The organism is Dactylococcopsis salina PCC 8305, assembly GCF_000317615.1.
GTDB lineage: Bacteria > Cyanobacteriota > Cyanobacteriia > Cyanobacteriales > Rubidibacteraceae > Halothece > Halothece salina.
This window is the reverse complement of sequence record NC_019780.1, coordinates 3,597,637-3,612,818: the sequence shown is the minus strand read 5'-3', so window position 1 is coordinate 3,612,818 and position 15,182 is coordinate 3,597,637. Positions and strand designations below refer to the sequence as shown.

Genomic DNA, 15,182 nt, shown 5'->3' with positions numbered 1-15,182 from the left:
GCCTCAAATCCTTATTTGGCAAAACTTTCAGCTTCCCAACAGCAAAGGCTAATTAATGTTTCCAGAAATCACTGACTTTGTAACCCAACTCCTCTAACATCTGACGAAATAAAGGGAGACTCAACCCGACAACATTACTGTGACACCCTTCTATTTTCTCCACGAATAGCCCCCCACGACCTTCGAGGGCAAATCCCCCCGCACAGTTAAGCGGTTCTCCTGTGGCGACATAATCGGCAATAGCGCGATCGTCGATCGAGCTTAAATAAACCGTCGTGATACCACAGCGCACTCGTTGCTGATTTTGAATGGAATCAATGAGGGTGTGTCCCGTGTAAAGTGTTCCCTGTTTTCCTCGCATTTGTTGCCAAAGGGCGATCGCATTGGCTTCGTTTTCTGGTTTCCCATAAATTTCTCCTGCCACCACCATCACGGAATCGCATCCCAAAATAAGATGATCTGGAAATTTTGGGGCGACGGTTTGCGCTTTGGCGGTTGCCAATTCTGTCACCAGCGTTTTCGGATCACGGGTTTTGACTTGTGATTCATCAAAACCACTTTTTTGAACGATCGGTTCAATACCAACACGACGTAATAATCGTAAACGAGCAGGAGACGCGGAAGCAAGGACTAATTCCATGATCTTGAACTTATCTTTTTAACTCACTTCAAAGGAATCAGCGATGGTGTTAAATCGATCAGATAACCCTTCCCAACGACGTTGAGGCGTAGAAATGCTAAAAGTGTATAGTTTCCCCCGACTGACGGCGACACTTGCCATGTTATGGCGTTTTCGATTATCGGGGAAGGTGACTTGGTATTCGAGGAGGTAGTAGGTTTGTCCTTTTTTTTCCAATTCATCCGCGCGAATTAATTCTCCTTGACGATCGGAATTGGGGGGCGCGATCGTATTTTTCAAACGTTGACCGACTTCTGAGGGTGTTCCCAAATCGGTGAGTTGTCTATCTTCTCCCACTTGATTAATGACAACGCTAATATTCTCGGTTTGTTCCACTAAATCCCGAAAGACCACATCAACGCCTGCGGTGTTGTTATCTACTTTCACTTCCTGCCAACCGTTGGGATAGAGAAATTTGTATCCTTCTGTCCCATTGGTGTATGCTTGGAGTCCACTGGTGGGAGTGCTACAGCCAAAGAGGGTAAGATTCAATACTAAAAAAATAAGGGCAAAGGTTGCTCTAAACATTAGTCTAAATTGCTTTTCATATCAATTCTATTTTCCCATGTTGTGGGGACTTAATCTCTAGCAATTGTAAATAAGTTTCTGTTTACTCTCTAACCCCCAATTCTGGGGGAATTTTGCCCCCTAACCCCCAATTTTGGGGGAATCTTGTCTCCTCATTCACAATTCTGGGGGAATTTTGCCCCCTAACCCCCAATTCTGGGGGAATCTTGTCTCCTCATTCACAATTCTGGGGGAATTTTGCCCCCTAACCCCCAATTCTGGGGGAATCTTGTCTCCTCATTCACAATTCTGGGGGAATTTTGCCCCCTAACCCCCAATTCTGGGGGAATCTTGTCTCCTCATTCACAATTCTGGGGGAATTTTGCCCCCTAACCCCCAATTCTGGGGGAATCTTGTCTCCTCATTCACAATTCTGGGGGAATTTTGCCCCCTAACCCCCAATTCTGGGGGAATCTTGTCTCCTCATTCACAATTCTGGGGGAATTTTGCCCCCTAACCCCCAATTCTGGGGGAATTAGAATGCTGTTTGACAATGGGCTAACATTCGCTCATCATTAGGGCTGAGTTCTTCGAGGGGATGATATCCTTTGAGGGTTAAGGGGGTTTTCATCGTCTCGTCACGACTAGCCACAGGAGAAACGGATTCGAGGGCGATCGAGTAGCGATTGGTGGTGTCGTCGTAGGGATGATCGACAATTAAATCTAGTTCATCTCCTTTGATTTCTCCTTCAAAACAGCTAAACTCGGAGTGAGGCATATACAAAACCCCGACGAGTTTTCCATCTGTCACCTCAAACACAACATACTCGTTACCAATTTCGTTAGGTTGGGGTGACTGACCATAAATATACGTTCCTTCCTGAAAGGTGGATTGATTATTTTTCATCATCTCGATCGGTCTAGCGATGACGGAAAACATCGGTAGCGTAAGGAGTGCTAAGGTTGTCAGTAGGGTGAGTAAAAACTGCGAAGGCTGTAACCATTGATAGACAAAAGTCATATTCATCAATAAATTATTTCCGATTTCTCTTCTATTATCTCATTAAAATCTCTGATCCCCCACTAATAATTGTTACAAAGTTCTTTTGTGGTCGCCTTTAAATCAGCCGTTACACTTGTTAAAGAACTTGCTAAATTTTACGGTGGGTGGTCTAGTGTAAAATTGAGTTAAAAGTTAAGATGGGCGCTTATGAATCTGTCCATGTTGGAAAAACTAATCGTCTTTTTTGTGCGTAAAACCAAGGGGTATATTACGAAAACCCAGTTGGTGAAGTTTCTGTATCTTGCTGACTTGGCTGCGGTGAAATGGACAGAAAAACAACTGACTGATTTAGATTGGCTTTATTACCAGTATGGTCCCTGGAATGAGGAGATTGATCTAGCTTTAGATGGATTCTATCAAAATGAGGTTTTAACACAAAGCAAACTAGGGAATGCAGTAGTGATTCAGCCAACAGAAAACTGTCCTGAAATTAAACATTTAGGGTTTTCTAAAAGGTTAGAGTTAATGTTGAGAAATATTCAGAAAGAATGGGCGGGATTAAATTCCCAGAAAATTGCTGAATTACTGGATTTTGTCTATCAAACAGAACCGATGATTGTAGCAAAATCGCGCCATACACCAGAAGAAAAAGTTTCTCTCAATCTTTACCTAGAACATGAAAAAGTAAGAGAAGAGTTAGGAGTATAAAATGGCAGGACAAGGTTTCTAATGCTTCTCCCGAATTGGTCAAAAAGATTTTTGATTTGTTACCAGAGGAGGGGAAACAACAGGCTGTAGATGATTTATTGGATTAATTTTAAGAATTTTCCCAAAGTTCTGTTTCAAGGAAAGATTAAGGCATGAGACAATAAAAGATTATCCGATCGCATCTAGGAGAAATTGTAATGAAAATTTTAATAATGGGTGGTACTCGCTTTATTGGCGTTGCTTTGACGAAAATTTTAGTGGAACAAGGACATAAAATAACGCTATTTAATCGCGGTAATAATCCCTCTCCTGTGGAAGGGGTGAAAACGATTAATGGCGATCGAAAAGACGCGGATCAATTAAAGGAAAAGTTAGCAACAGAAACTTTTGATGCTATTTTTGATAATAATGGACGAGAGTTAAGCGACACTCAGCCTTTAGTGGAATTATTCAAAGATAAAATTCAACATTTTGTTTATGTGAGTTCGGCGGGTGTTTACTTAAAATCCGATCAAATGCCTCATTATGAAGCTGATGCGATCGACCCGAAAAGTCGCCATAAGGGAAAGCATGATACGGAAACTTATTTGAGTGAAATGGGAATGCCTTGGACTTCGGTTCGTCCTGTTTATATTTATGGCGCAGGGAATTATAATGATTTAGAGGCTTGGTTTTTTGATCGCATTGTGCGCGATCGCGCTGTTCCTATTCCTGGACATGGGGAACATATTACCCAACTCAGTCATGTCCAAGATTTAGCCTATGCAATGGCTTCTATTTTAGGCAATAAAAACGCGATCGGACAGGTTTATAATATCTCAGGAGAGCGTTATGTTACTTTTAATGGTATTGCTCGCGCTTGTGCGAAAGCGATCGGAAAGTCTCCTGATGATCTCAAGTTAGTTCACTATAATCCGAAAGACTTTGACTTTGGGAAAAAGAAACCCTTTCCTTTAAGAATGCAACATTTTTTTGCAGATATTAGTAAGGCAAAAACCGATTTACAGTGGCAACCGCAATATGATTTAATTAGTGGTCTCAAAGAGTCTTTTGAAAAAGATTATTTAGTCCAAAATCGTCACGAGGCTGAGATTGATTTCTCGGTTGATGATGAGATTTTATCCTCTCTTTAATCCCCTCACCACCCCCCTCTTTCCCCCCTTGTTTAAGATAGGTTAGGGGGGATCACTGAAATCATGGTGGAGGTGGGGAGGAGGAAAAGGAACTTATGCCAAACTAAATTCCATTGCTGAAAGATTCGTGCTAGTATGAACCACGCGATCGAGCTTAAAGCCACTATTGGCAAATATCTCTTGATACTGCTTCAGGGTACGCCACACCCCACCTGGAACCGCGCTGCGAATCTGTACCGCAAATAAGCCTGGCATGATACCATCAGGACAAACTGTTGGCTCTCCGACATCAGGGACAATGCTTTGCAATAAGACAATCTTCCCATGATCGGGGAGTGCTTCCCGACAACGGGCGAGGATTTTTCCCGCATCTTCATCATTCCAAGCGGATAAAAAGTATTTCATCACGATCGCATCAGCACCAGTAGGAACTTTTTCAAACACATCTCCAGTGTGAAGCGCGATCGCGTCTTTGGGAACACCTCTCGATTCTAAGAAACTGGGGGCGGTTTCGATGACATAAGGAACATCAAACAACATTCCTTTACAATTGTAGGTTTTAACAATCTCTGCGATTAATCCTCCTTGACCACCGCCGACATCCATAACTGTCTCATACTGACCAAAATCATACACTGCCATCAGTGCTTCTGTGGCATGATCCGTGAGAAAACTCATGGCGTTAATAAACACATCCCCACTCCAAGGGTTATCACGAGTAAACTCATAGACTCCTTTGCCGTTTGCCCGTTCAAAAGCGACTTCTCCCGTGTGAACTGCGTCATAGAGTTCTTTCCAGCCATCCCACTGACAGGGTTCGGTGATATGGAGGGCGAAATGTCCAATGGAGGGGCCGGCGTTAGTAACAAGGAGAGAAGACGCTTCTGTGGGGGCGAAAACGCGATCGGGCTTTTCTTCTAAAATCTCTAGATGCGCTAATCCTCTTAAAACCACATAAAGTGTTTCTGTATGAGTTTCAGTTTTTTCTGCTAAAGATTCGACACTTTGAGCGCCATATTCTTCCAAAAGATTGGGGATTCCTAAACAGGTTGCAATGTATAAACATTGGCTTCCCCAGAATCCTTGAATAATACTAAAAATTTTATTTTTTGCTTCCATTTTTCTAACAAATTTTGGTTGAGATGATCATGATTTCAGTTAGTATCTTATCCGAATTTCAGAATAATGTAAAGTTTTGTTAATTTCTATCGGGTGGGCGGTGCATTTCCCCCCCCTTAATAAGGGGGGATAGGGGGGATCAAGCAAACATTTAGAGTTTCGTCTGATGTGGTGGGCGATGCGTTTTCCCCCCCTTATGAAGGGGGGATTAAGCAAACATTGAGAGTTTCGTCTGATGTGGTGGGCGATGCCCACCCTACATAAGATTTATCGGTGTAAACGGGTGGCTAATTGTTCGGCGGTTTGTTGACAATTGGGTTCTTTTATGAAAGAGAAATGACTGCCTGGGACAGAAATTAAATCAATTTCTGCTGCATCCATAATGGCGTATAATTCCACCCAGACTAATTGCGGATCGGGTTCGTGATAATGTCTTTCTTGTGGCCGCAGAAGAGTAACTTTTCCTGGATAATGTTGCGGTTGATAGTGATAGGTTGCTTTTAATGTTCCCACGATAACATCCACAAAACGCCGATTCTGGGCGCGATCGGAGTCGGGAGGGAATAAGTTTTTCTCCTCAGCTTTATCAAGGATTAACTCAACTCTTTCTTCGGCATTTAATCCCTCTAATTCTTGCGGACTAACGAGATTAATTCCCCCAAAAATCCCCCCGAAATAACGATTGAGAACCCCTCCTAAATAAACCCCATCTATTTCTTTATTTGGGTCTAATAAAATGGGAGTCCAAGCGTCCATAACTGCTAATAATTCTACTTCTTCTCCTCGTTTGAGAAGTTGTTGCGCCATTTCATAAGCCACCACGCCACCGAATGACCAACCGCCAATTTTATAGGGGCCCTCTGCTTGAAATTCTTTGATAGTTTCTATGTAAAAGTGCGCCATGTCTTCAACGCGATCGAGGATTTTTTCCCCTTCATTAAACCCTGGCGCTTGTAGTCCATAAACTGGCTGATTATTCCCTAAATATTTGGCTAAATCAGTGTAGCAAAGCACGTGACCACCTGCGGGATGAACACAGAAAAAAGGCGGTTGCGTTCCTTTTATTTGAATGGGAACTAAAGAGGATGAATGCGCTTCTTGATTTCCTTCGATTTTTTGGGCTAAAGCAGCGATCGAGCGATTACTTAATAAGGTCGATAAAGGAAGTTGTTTCCCAAATTCTTGTTCAATTTTACTCATTAAAACAATCGCTAACAGGGAATGACCGCCTAAGTCGAAAAAGTCGTCGTGAACCCCGATTTTTGGGAGATTGAGAATCTCTGACCAGATATTTGCTAAGGTTTCTTCTGCGCGATCGCGCGGTGGGATATATTCGTTTTCTTGTGCAAAACTAGATAAATCTGGGGCGGGTAAGGCGCGACGATTCACCTTTCCATTAGGGGTAAGCGGAAAAGATTCTAACACCACAAACGCAGTGGGAACCATGTAAGCAGGGAGTTTTTCGCTACAATGTTTTCTCAGTTGCGGGGCGATTTCTGTGGCGATTTGCGAGGTCAGAGGATCACCGACATAGCGCATCCAGTTACCACCCGATCGCGTGCTTTGGGTGAGAGGAGTTAAGATGATTCCCTGTTGCTCTTCTCGGACAAACGCTGCGTCATAACTTCCCTCTTTACTGTTGGGCGACCAGCATAATTCTAATTTATACCCTAACTCAGCGCTGATCTCATGTAAGGCTTCTGGCTCGATCGCGCTTCTCTCTCTTGGTAATTCTCGCAACTGTTCAACAGTTTCCACATCAGCCCGTTGTAAGGCTTTAATCGTTTCCGCATCCGCGATCGTTCGTTGGTTAGGAAGATTAGTAAAACAAACCTGATCAGGATGATTCTCTTGAAGATACCCCTTAATTTCTGCTGCAGTCATCTCCTTTCCTTCCACCACAGGAGGAGTAATGATCCGTTGCGAAGAGTCTCCCACATACAGCCAGACATGATAGCGATATTTATTTAATTCGTTGGCTTGCTTTCCTCTTTCCAAACGGATTTGGACTTCGGTAATCTCAGGATAATGGCTTTTGAGGGCGATGAAAAACTCTGGGGCGATGGATAACTCTTTTTCCTGTTGAATCTTCTTCTGGATGCGCTTTTGAAGTTCAGCAGTGGAGAGAGAAGACGGAGCTTTGTATAATTCTACTGAGGTGTGGAAGGCTTCTAGGAGAGACTGCGATCGAATATCCCCCAAGAAAATTGCTCCCCCAGACTTGACTGAGTGAATCGCCCCTTCAATCACTGCTAACAAATAATCCACACTGGGGAAATATTGCGCGATCGAGTTGAGAATCACCAGATCATAACTTCCCTTCTCTACCCCACTAAAATCATCCGCAGGTTTCTGGGCTAATCTCACCTCATTGTAATCCTCTCGATATTGGTCTAAAATCTGTCGAGTGTATTCGATGGAAACTTCTGAGAGGTCAGTGCCGTAATAAAATTGTGTGTGGGAAGCAATTTGAAACAGTAACATTCCCGTCCCGCTTCCAATCTCCCAAACCTGTTGTGGTTGTTTCGCGAGAATCTGACGAACAATATCACTCGCCCAAGTTCGCATTTGTGCGTCTGGGATACGCTGATTATTATAGCTATTGCGCCAGAGGGCGGTATTAAAAAGCGGATCGCCCACTTCTTTCTCTTCCGCATATCCTTGATTATCAAAGATATTTTCCCAACTGTTGAGTTGATTTTCTGTTAACTCCTCTTCTCCCGCTTCTGGAGTTTGAGGAATCACATAAGCAACTAACCGTTTATCTCCAGGACGATCTTCTCTTCCCATGACAACGGCGCTTTTAATATATGAATGTTGCTCGATCGCGGCTTCTACTTCTCCTGTCTCAATGCGAAAGCCACGAATCTTCACCTGATTGTCAGCCCGGCCCAGATATTCGATGTTTCCATCAGGGAGATAACGGGCTAAGTCTCCTGTTTTGTATAAGGTATTCTCTGGATGAAAAGGACTGGAAAGGAATCTTTCTGCGGTCAACTCTGGACGATTGAGATAACCTCTTCCGACACCGTCTCCCCCGATGTAAATCTCTCCTGTAACGCCGATGGGGACGGGTTGCAAATAAGAATCTAAAATGTAAATCTGAGTGTTGGCGATCGGTTTCCCAATCGGTGCGATCGTTACTTTGATGCGATTTTCCCGATCTACCTTATAGACGGCTGACCAAATCGTTGTTTCTGTGGGACCATAGAGATTCCAAACCTCAGCCCCAGTTTCCAACAGGCGATCGCCCAGTTTCATGGGTAACGCTTCCCCTCCGCTTAAAACCTTTAAACCTTTACCGCGAGTAAACCCAACCGCCAGTAACATTTGCCACGTTGCAGGGGTTGCTTGCATCACGGTTATTTTCTCAGTCTCGATCGTTTCTGATAAGCGCCAGCCATCTGTCGCCACTTCCCGACTCGCAATAACAACTTTTGCGCCTACAATCAGAGGAAGATACAACTCTAATCCCGCAATATCAAAACAAATGGTCGTCACCGCCAGTAAGGTATCCTCAGCACTCAGCCCAGGGGTGTTGCGCATGGATTGTAAGAAGTTGGTCAAACAGCGATGAGGAATCTGGACTCCTTTCGGTTTTCCTGTTGATCCTGATGTGTAGATAATGTAAGCGAGATTGTCTGCGGTTAATCCAGATTCGAGATTTTTATCATCTTCTTGCGCGATCGCGTCCCGATCCCGATCCAGACAGACGATTGTTCCCTGATAGTTGGAAAATTGTTCTGTGAGATGACTTTGCGTTAACAAGACTGGCGCTTGGGAATCGGTTAACATATAGTCAACCCGATCGCGGGGATAAGCGGGATCGAGAGGAACATAAGCCCCACCTGCTTTGAGGATTCCCAATAATCCCACCACCATGTCTAAACAGCGTTCGATACAGATTCCCACTGGCGTTTCGGGTTTCACTCCCAGACGACGCAGATAATGGGCGACTTGGTTGCTGTGGTGATTGAGTTCCTGATAAGTTATTGTTTGAGATTGGAAACTGAGCGCGATCGCGTTGGGGTTACGTTCTACTTGCTCCGCGAATAGTTGCGGAAGACAGTGGGATAAATCTCGATCGGTTGCTGTCTCATTCCAAGAGTTTAAGATAGTTTCTCTTTCTGCTTCACTAAGGATTGATAATTCTCCGATCGCGCTTTCTGGATTTTCAATAATACTAACCAATAAATTCTGGAAATGTTGAGCAAATTGAGTGACGGTTTCTCTGTCTAAAAGCTCGATCGCGTAATAAAAAACAGCCTCTAAACCATGAGACTGTTCAATCATTTCTAGACTAAAATCAAAGTCCACACTCTGCTGAGGAAGATTGTAGATTTCTAAATCCAGTTGTTGCGTTTTCGGAAGAGATGATTGAGAATATTGAAACGCCACCTGACAGATAGGGGAATGACTCTCATTGAGAGACTCTTCTAACTCTTCAACTAATAAATGAAACGGATAACTTCCTTTGCTTTCGATTTCGGAAACGGTATGGGTTACTTGTTCTAAAAAGTGTCTAAAGGAAAGGTTGGCGGAAAAAGCTGTTTGCGCGATCGCGATCCTCGTAAAATTCCCCAGCACCCCTGTAAAATCTTGATCTCGCTCTCGATACAAAGCAATTTTTAAGTCTTCTTCTCCAGTGTAGCGGTAAAGTAAAACTTGAAACGCACTGAAAAAAATTTCCTTAACATCAACTTTGTTTTCCTGTGCTAACTGACGCAGTTGTTGAACAATATCTGAATCTAAACAAACTTTATAAGCAGCGCCTTCATCATTTCTCACAGGAGAAGGAGTCCCATAACTCGGTAAATTAAGAATCGGAAGTTCTCCCTGTAGTCGCGATCGCCATTCCTCTTTTAATTCTTGTCCTTCTTCACTTTCTAGAAACGCTAACTCTTGCTGAATATAATCTTGATAAGATGCGGTTGGAGAAAACAATTGTGGCGTTTCTTGATTAATTTTTGCTTCATAAACCGTCACTAATTCTCTTAATAAAATTCCTAATGACTCTTGATCGCCTGCGATTTTATGTAATTTTAAAACAAGGATCGTTTCTGTTGAGGAAACGAGAAACAAGCCACATCGTAACGGCGATTCTTTTTCTAAATTAAAGGGATGTTTCGCAAAAGCTAATAACTGATGGTTGAGTGTTTCTTCTGTCCAATCAGACGCAGCGAAGGTTTCTAGGGCGATCGATGTTTTCTCTCCAGCAACTGCGACTAATTTTCCCTCAGTTTGGTAGTAATTTTGACAGAGAAGGGGATGACGATCGGTTAAAGTTTGAAGAGACTGTTTAAGGGTGAAGGGATCGAGAGAAGATTTGATCTGAAGCGCGATCGCAATTTTATCAGTTAATTCATTGGCATTTTTTTCGGATTTAATCCAGTTGATTTTTTGAATAGAAGCAGTGGGCAATTTTTGGTTTAAAACGAACATAGTTTAATTAAGATAATAAAAAAAATCCGCAGAATAACAATTGATCATCAATAATCTGATCAATCGGAAACGATTAATAAAATAGGCAATTGGTGGCTGTTTACTACGATTCGGGATTGGGTTTCACCACAGAGCGACTAGAAATTGCTAAATACATTCCAATTAAAATCACAGCGAAACTAATTCCAGTTAAAAAATTTAGGCTTTCGGAGAAAATGATCCAACCCTCGATCGCGCTCAAAGCGGGAATAATCAGCGCCACCAAACTCGCAAACCCAGAAGCAATGCGTTTTAAGGAATACGTCCATAATCCCACTCCCAAAATCTGACTCACCAAAGCAAGAGCGATCACAGCCAACCACCCATTTAAAGAAGGTGGAAACAATTGATCGGTGGCAACTATAGCAATGGGAAACAGCAAAATCGAACTGGTGACTGATGACCAAGTCATAATCGTAACCGCATCAAGATCAGCGCGAAGACGTTCAGCAAGCAAGGGATGAATCCCAAAAAAAACCGCCGACAGGAGAGCAACTAAATCAGCGATCAATTCTGGAGTCAGTTTTAAAGCAAGTAAACTATCTGCTTCTAATAACATAGCACCCGCGATCGCCACCGCCATTCCCACCAGAAACTTACGATTAAAAGTTTTACCTAAAACCAGCCATCCCCCCAAGACAGTGAAAATGGGGACAAGATTGTGCATCAGTGAAGATTTCGCCACCGTTGTCCGATCCAAAGACCAAGCCCAAAGGATCAAACCTGTTGCTAAAATCAAACCATCCCCAATCAAAAGCATAATCTGCTGAGAAGAAAGCGGAGAAGACTTTTCTTTTCCTTGAGAGGAAACTTGTTTCACTAGCAACAGTGCTAAACTCGCCATCCAGAAGCGATTAAAAATAGTTGCATTCGCACTAAGCTCTAGATCACTGAGACGGATAAAAATAGGAGTGAAGGAAATACAGATCATACTTCCCACCAAAGCGACGAAAGCATCGATCGGGAGGGAAAAAAGTTGTCTTTGATTTTGTACTTGCTCTGTCATTTCTGGGTTATTTATCTTCACCAAAAGCCTCCCGCGAGTTCGGGGGGAACGCCCATAACGGAGAACGATCCCTCCTAGCCCCCTTAATAAGGGGGAGAGTTTAATTACGGTAAGAGTACCTGATCAACCACGTGGATCACGCCATTGTCGGCTTCGATGTCTGCTTTAACAACGTTTGCGTTATCGACTTTCACGCCCTCATCAACTGTGATCGAGAGGTTTGAGCCTTCAGCGCTTTTCAACGAGCCAGCCTGAATCTGATCCGAGGTAACATTTCCAGCAGCAACGTGATAAAGGAGAATGCTGGTTAGTTTAGCTTTATTTTCAGGTTGGAGTAAAGATTCAACTGTTCCTTCAGGAAGAGCGGCGAATGCTTCATCCGTAGGAGCAAATACGGTGTAAGGCCCTTCACCCTTGAGAGTATCCACTAGATCAGCTGCTTTAACAGCAGTGACTAACGTTTCAAAAGAACCCGCTTCAACTGCGGTATCAACAATGTCCGCCGCTGATGCGGAGAGAGTATTGAAAGTGAAAAATACAACTGCCGAGAGGGAAACAAGAAAAGATTTGAGTAAGCGCATAGTGGATTATGAGAAGTTGTTGCTTTTAGCTTTACATTTCTTAGCATAACAACTCATTTTCCATAATGGGTTAACACTTGGTAAATTTCTTCTTAACACGATTAGCGATCCCTAAACTCACTTCCAAGCATAACCAAAGGCAAATTAGCCCGATCGAGCGGAGTTAGGGATCATTAGAAACAAGTTAAGATTCGTATTCTTTAATTAAAACGAATAGCCTTCAGTTTTTTGAAAATCTTTTGCAAACGCTAACCACAGGGGAAACTGAAGTAACGATAAATCCACCTCATTCTCGCTTTGGTCAATAATAATCAATGGTAAATCTTCATTTTCCATGATCCGATTGGCCCTCTGGATGAGAGACTCAGGACTTTCAAATAAAACCACCCCTCGATTCGGACCGAAATCACTGCGAGAAATTCCCAGACAATCTTGTAATCCTCGCCGCCATTCTCCCAGTCGTTCGGGAGAATCCGCTAAAACCAGCGTTCGTAACTGTTCTCCATAAATATCATACAAGACAGAAATAATCGCCGAAGCCACTAAAATATTCTGAAGACGACTCCCCATTGTCGGAATCGCCCCTCTTCCCGCAAGACTAAAAAACCATTCTTGGGCGCGATCGGCGTGGATGGGTTCAAATGTCCGTCGCAGTTGCCAAGGGGGGCCATAATAGTCGGGAAAAGCGCGGTATTGATCTAAAAGGGTGCGAATCTGTTTTGATTCTTCTTGCCATTCCTGTTGGGTAAATTGGGGGGAAGCAGCCTTCGTTTCGGGTGGGGGTGTAGTGGGAAGGGGATTCGCTTCGGCGACGGGTTCTTCCATACTGGGTAAATCTAATTGTTCCGCAGCCACCGCTAAATCTTGTAAACTCCCCACTAAATAATCTTTGAATCCTTGTAAACGTACTGCTAACTCTTGAGATACACCAGCGAAAGTGGTTCGCATTTCTTGTTCTGCGCGATCGCGCCGTCGTTCTAATTGTTCTACAGATTGCTGTAAATTTTGCCGCTTTTCCTCCAGTTCTTTTAAACTGTCTTGTACCATTTTCGCCAAAGCGGTTTTCGTTTCAGTTGCTTCGGCTGCAATCCGTTTTTGTTTCTCCGCTTCTAAGGTTTTAATCTCCTGTTCTAACCGTGCTTTTTCGGCTTTTAACTCATCTAAATCAAGATTATTTTCTAAATTCGGCTTTTCGGTTTTCAGCAATGCTTGTTCGTGGATTGTTCGCTTCTGTTTATCAACTGTCATTTTGTTATTTTTAGTTATTCTTATTTCTTAGAAAGTCGGTTCGGTGATAACCCAACATCAGGAAGTCGGTTCGGTGATAACCCAACATCAGTGATCACCCAACATCAGAAAGTAGGTTGGGTGATAACCCAACATCAGGAAGTCGAAAGTAGGTTGGGTGATAACCCAACATCAGGAAGTCGAAAGTAGGTTGGGTGATAACCCAACATCAGAAAATTTTAGGAATCGATCGGATCGATGTTGGGTTTCGTAAACTCCACCCATTGCAGTGACCAGTGATCAGTGATCAGTAAGCAATGAATAGTGAATAGTAAGCAATTAATTCGTAACAGATTGTAAGCTACTAAGTAACTGATTAGATCAAGCACAACTGGTCACTGGTAACTGGTCACTGGTAACTGGTCACTGATTGGTGTTGGGTTTCGTAAACTCCACCCAACCTACTTTTATCTAGGTCAAAATTTTAATTATTAATTGTAATCCGTTCTTCTAAGCATTTTCTTAAAGTTTTCACATCGAATAAAACAGGAACAAAATGAATGCTTTTCACTTCTCGGAAATAAAACAAAATTGGAACTGGTTTCCAGAAAATTTCCCAATTACTCCAGTCCGAATAAGGAAACTTACGGATTAATTTCTGAGAACGATAAACTAAGAGCGCTTCTTCTGTAAAACTGAGGCGAATGATTGCCGTTTGTAGAGTGAGAAAAAATGAAAACAGGCTAATAATTATTCCTAAAATTAGCACGATTAAAGAGAATAATTGACTCCCTAAGATCATCGAATTACCCAAAAAAATTAAGCCGAGTGCGATCGCTAAAATCGCTGCAGGTAAACGATAATCAGGAGATAAAGTAACCGTTTCTTGTTTGGAAGTAGCAGTGGTTGATGTCATAAACAATAAGCCTCCTTTTTTTTCTATCATCTCATTAAATTCCCTGAAAGGCACTACCAGCCCCTTGAAACATCAGCCAAGATAATAAAAAATTACTGATAAAAATCGCGAGTAACGCCGTTACTACTGCGGTGGTTGTGGATTGTCCCACTCCTTTCGCGCCGCCTGTGGTGGTTAATCCCCAATTACAACCGATAATAGCAATTAACATCCCAAAGACACTGGCTTTAATCATGGCACTGATTAAATCCCATAATCCTAAAAAACTCTTTGCTGAATCTAAAAACACCGTATCAGAAAGATTATAAACCGTGATCGCAATCAGTAATCCTCCTGCCATTCCTGTAATTAAAGATAAAATGGTCAAAATGGGAAGCATGGTACAACAGGCGATAATTCGAGGGATCACTAAATATTCGATCGGATCGGTTTTCAGAATATAAAGCGCGTCAATTTGTTCGGTGACTTGCATTGTGCCAATTTCCGCCGCAAATGCCGACCCTACACGCCCTGCAAGCACTACCGCCGTTAACACGGGTGCTAACTCCCTCGTGAGCGCGATCGCGAGAACCCCTCCCACTGCCGTTCCAGCACCAAAATTAATAAACTCCCTTGCCACTTGAATAGTAAACACCATCCCCACAAAACCAGCGGTAACTAGGGCAATCAGAAGAGAATCTGGTCCCACCACCGCCATTTGTTCTAGGGTATTACGACGATGAATTTTATGGGGTTTTAAATGTAAGAGAATTTGCCCCCCTAAAAACAGCGCTGCCATTAAACGCTGTAACCATGACCCCAAACCTGTTTTCAACGCCATTT

13 protein-coding genes are annotated in these 15,182 nt (G+C 42.9%); 2 read left to right on the top strand and 11 right to left on the bottom strand.

Features of this window, described 5'->3' with window-relative positions; all coding sequences use genetic code 11:
* Positions 1 to 52 precede the first annotated feature (52 nt).
* The 3 genes from DACSA_RS17175 to DACSA_RS17165 all read right to left on the bottom strand — a co-directional run bounded on the left by DACSA_RS17175 (position 53) and on the right by DACSA_RS17165 (position 2,213).
* Positions 53 to 640, bottom strand: coding sequence for a Maf family protein (locus DACSA_RS17175; RefSeq protein WP_015230958.1), 588 nt, complete (start codon positions 638 to 640; stop codon positions 53 to 55).
* An 18-nt stretch (positions 641 to 658) separates the two neighbouring features.
* Positions 659 to 1,207, bottom strand: a complete 549-nt coding sequence (psbP, locus tag DACSA_RS17170; RefSeq protein ID WP_015230957.1) for a photosystem II reaction center PsbP — start codon at positions 1,205 to 1,207, stop codon at positions 659 to 661.
* Positions 1,208 to 1,721: 514 nt separating this feature from the next.
* On the bottom strand, positions 1,722 to 2,213 hold the full coding sequence (locus DACSA_RS17165; protein ID WP_156800844.1) for a hypothetical protein: 492 nt from the start codon (positions 2,211 to 2,213) through the stop codon (positions 1,722 to 1,724).
* Positions 2,214 to 2,408: 195 nt separating this feature from the next.
* Between DACSA_RS17165 and DACSA_RS17160 the strand changes: the two genes are divergently transcribed.
* Together DACSA_RS17160 and DACSA_RS17155 are read left to right on the top strand one after the other, a co-directional pair.
* Entirely contained in the window at positions 2,409 to 2,897 is a 489-nt protein-coding gene (locus DACSA_RS17160; protein WP_041235566.1) for a type II toxin-antitoxin system antitoxin SocA domain-containing protein, read from the top strand.
* A gap of 197 nt (positions 2,898 to 3,094) precedes the next feature.
* Entirely contained in the window at positions 3,095 to 4,030 is a 936-nt protein-coding gene (locus DACSA_RS17155; RefSeq protein ID WP_015230954.1) for an NAD-dependent epimerase/dehydratase family protein, read from the top strand.
* Between the two features lie 93 nt (positions 4,031 to 4,123).
* Here DACSA_RS17155 and DACSA_RS17150 read toward each other — a convergent pair whose 3' ends face one another.
* From DACSA_RS17150 to DACSA_RS17120, 8 genes are all read right to left on the bottom strand, one after another.
* Entirely contained in the window at positions 4,124 to 5,149 is a 1,026-nt protein-coding gene (locus DACSA_RS17150) for a methyltransferase (protein WP_015230953.1), read from the bottom strand.
* 267 nt (positions 5,150 to 5,416) lie between these two features.
* Positions 5,417 to 10,591, bottom strand: coding sequence for a non-ribosomal peptide synthetase (locus DACSA_RS17145; protein ID WP_015230952.1), 5,175 nt, complete (start codon positions 10,589 to 10,591; stop codon positions 5,417 to 5,419).
* A 103-nt stretch (positions 10,592 to 10,694) separates the two neighbouring features.
* Positions 10,695 to 11,636: a DMT family transporter gene (locus DACSA_RS17140; RefSeq protein WP_015230951.1), complete on the bottom strand. Its 942-nt coding sequence runs from the start codon at positions 11,634 to 11,636 to the stop codon at positions 10,695 to 10,697.
* Positions 11,637 to 11,740: 104 nt separating this feature from the next.
* Positions 11,741 to 12,217, bottom strand: a complete 477-nt coding sequence (locus DACSA_RS17135) for a fasciclin domain-containing protein (protein ID WP_015230950.1) — start codon at positions 12,215 to 12,217, stop codon at positions 11,741 to 11,743.
* Positions 12,218 to 12,421: 204 nt separating this feature from the next.
* A complete protein-coding gene (locus tag DACSA_RS17130; RefSeq protein WP_015230949.1) occupies positions 12,422 to 13,465 on the bottom strand; it encodes a DUF3086 domain-containing protein in 1,044 nt (347 codons plus the stop codon).
* 218 nt (positions 13,466 to 13,683) lie between these two features.
* Complete coding sequence (locus DACSA_RS21095; RefSeq protein ID WP_156800842.1) at positions 13,684 to 13,833, bottom strand: hypothetical protein; 150 nt, start codon at positions 13,831 to 13,833, stop codon at positions 13,684 to 13,686.
* Between the two features lie 95 nt (positions 13,834 to 13,928).
* Entirely contained in the window at positions 13,929 to 14,360 is a 432-nt protein-coding gene (locus DACSA_RS17125) for a DUF3119 family protein (RefSeq protein WP_015230948.1), read from the bottom strand.
* A gap of 34 nt (positions 14,361 to 14,394) precedes the next feature.
* On the bottom strand, positions 14,395 to 15,180 hold the full coding sequence (locus DACSA_RS17120) for an MlaE family lipid ABC transporter permease subunit (protein ID WP_015230947.1): 786 nt from the start codon (positions 15,178 to 15,180) through the stop codon (positions 14,395 to 14,397).
* Positions 15,181 to 15,182: the final 2 nt, after the last annotated feature.

What these genes read in the sequence shown, in the direction of transcription:
- DACSA_RS17160 (WP_041235566.1), top strand. Translation starts at nt 2,409, where the DNA reads ATGTTGGAAAAACTAATCGTCTTTTTTGTGCGTAAAACCAAGGGGTAT.
- DACSA_RS17120 (WP_015230947.1), bottom strand. Translation starts at nt 15,180, where the DNA reads ATGGCGTTGAAAACAGGTTTGGGGTCATGGTTACAGCGTTTAATGGCA.
- psbP (WP_015230957.1), bottom strand. Translation starts at nt 1,207, where the DNA reads ATGTTTAGAGCAACCTTTGCCCTTATTTTTTTAGTATTGAATCTTACC.
- DACSA_RS17145 (WP_015230952.1), bottom strand. Translation starts at nt 10,591, where the DNA reads ATGTTCGTTTTAAACCAAAAATTGCCCACTGCTTCTATTCAAAAAATC.
- DACSA_RS17140 (WP_015230951.1), bottom strand. Translation starts at nt 11,636, where the DNA reads ATGACAGAGCAAGTACAAAATCAAAGACAACTTTTTTCCCTCCCGATC.
- DACSA_RS17175 (WP_015230958.1), bottom strand. Translation starts at nt 640, where the DNA reads ATGGAATTAGTCCTTGCTTCCGCGTCTCCTGCTCGTTTACGATTATTA.
- DACSA_RS17135 (WP_015230950.1), bottom strand. Translation starts at nt 12,217, where the DNA reads ATGCGCTTACTCAAATCTTTTCTTGTTTCCCTCTCGGCAGTTGTATTT.
- DACSA_RS17165 (WP_156800844.1), bottom strand. Translation starts at nt 2,213, where the DNA reads ATGAATATGACTTTTGTCTATCAATGGTTACAGCCTTCGCAGTTTTTA.
- DACSA_RS17125 (WP_015230948.1), bottom strand. Translation starts at nt 14,360, where the DNA reads ATGACATCAACCACTGCTACTTCCAAACAAGAAACGGTTACTTTATCT.
- DACSA_RS17150 (WP_015230953.1), bottom strand. Translation starts at nt 5,149, where the DNA reads ATGGAAGCAAAAAATAAAATTTTTAGTATTATTCAAGGATTCTGGGGA.
- DACSA_RS17130 (WP_015230949.1), bottom strand. Translation starts at nt 13,465, where the DNA reads ATGACAGTTGATAAACAGAAGCGAACAATCCACGAACAAGCATTGCTG.
- DACSA_RS17155 (WP_015230954.1), top strand. Translation starts at nt 3,095, where the DNA reads ATGAAAATTTTAATAATGGGTGGTACTCGCTTTATTGGCGTTGCTTTG.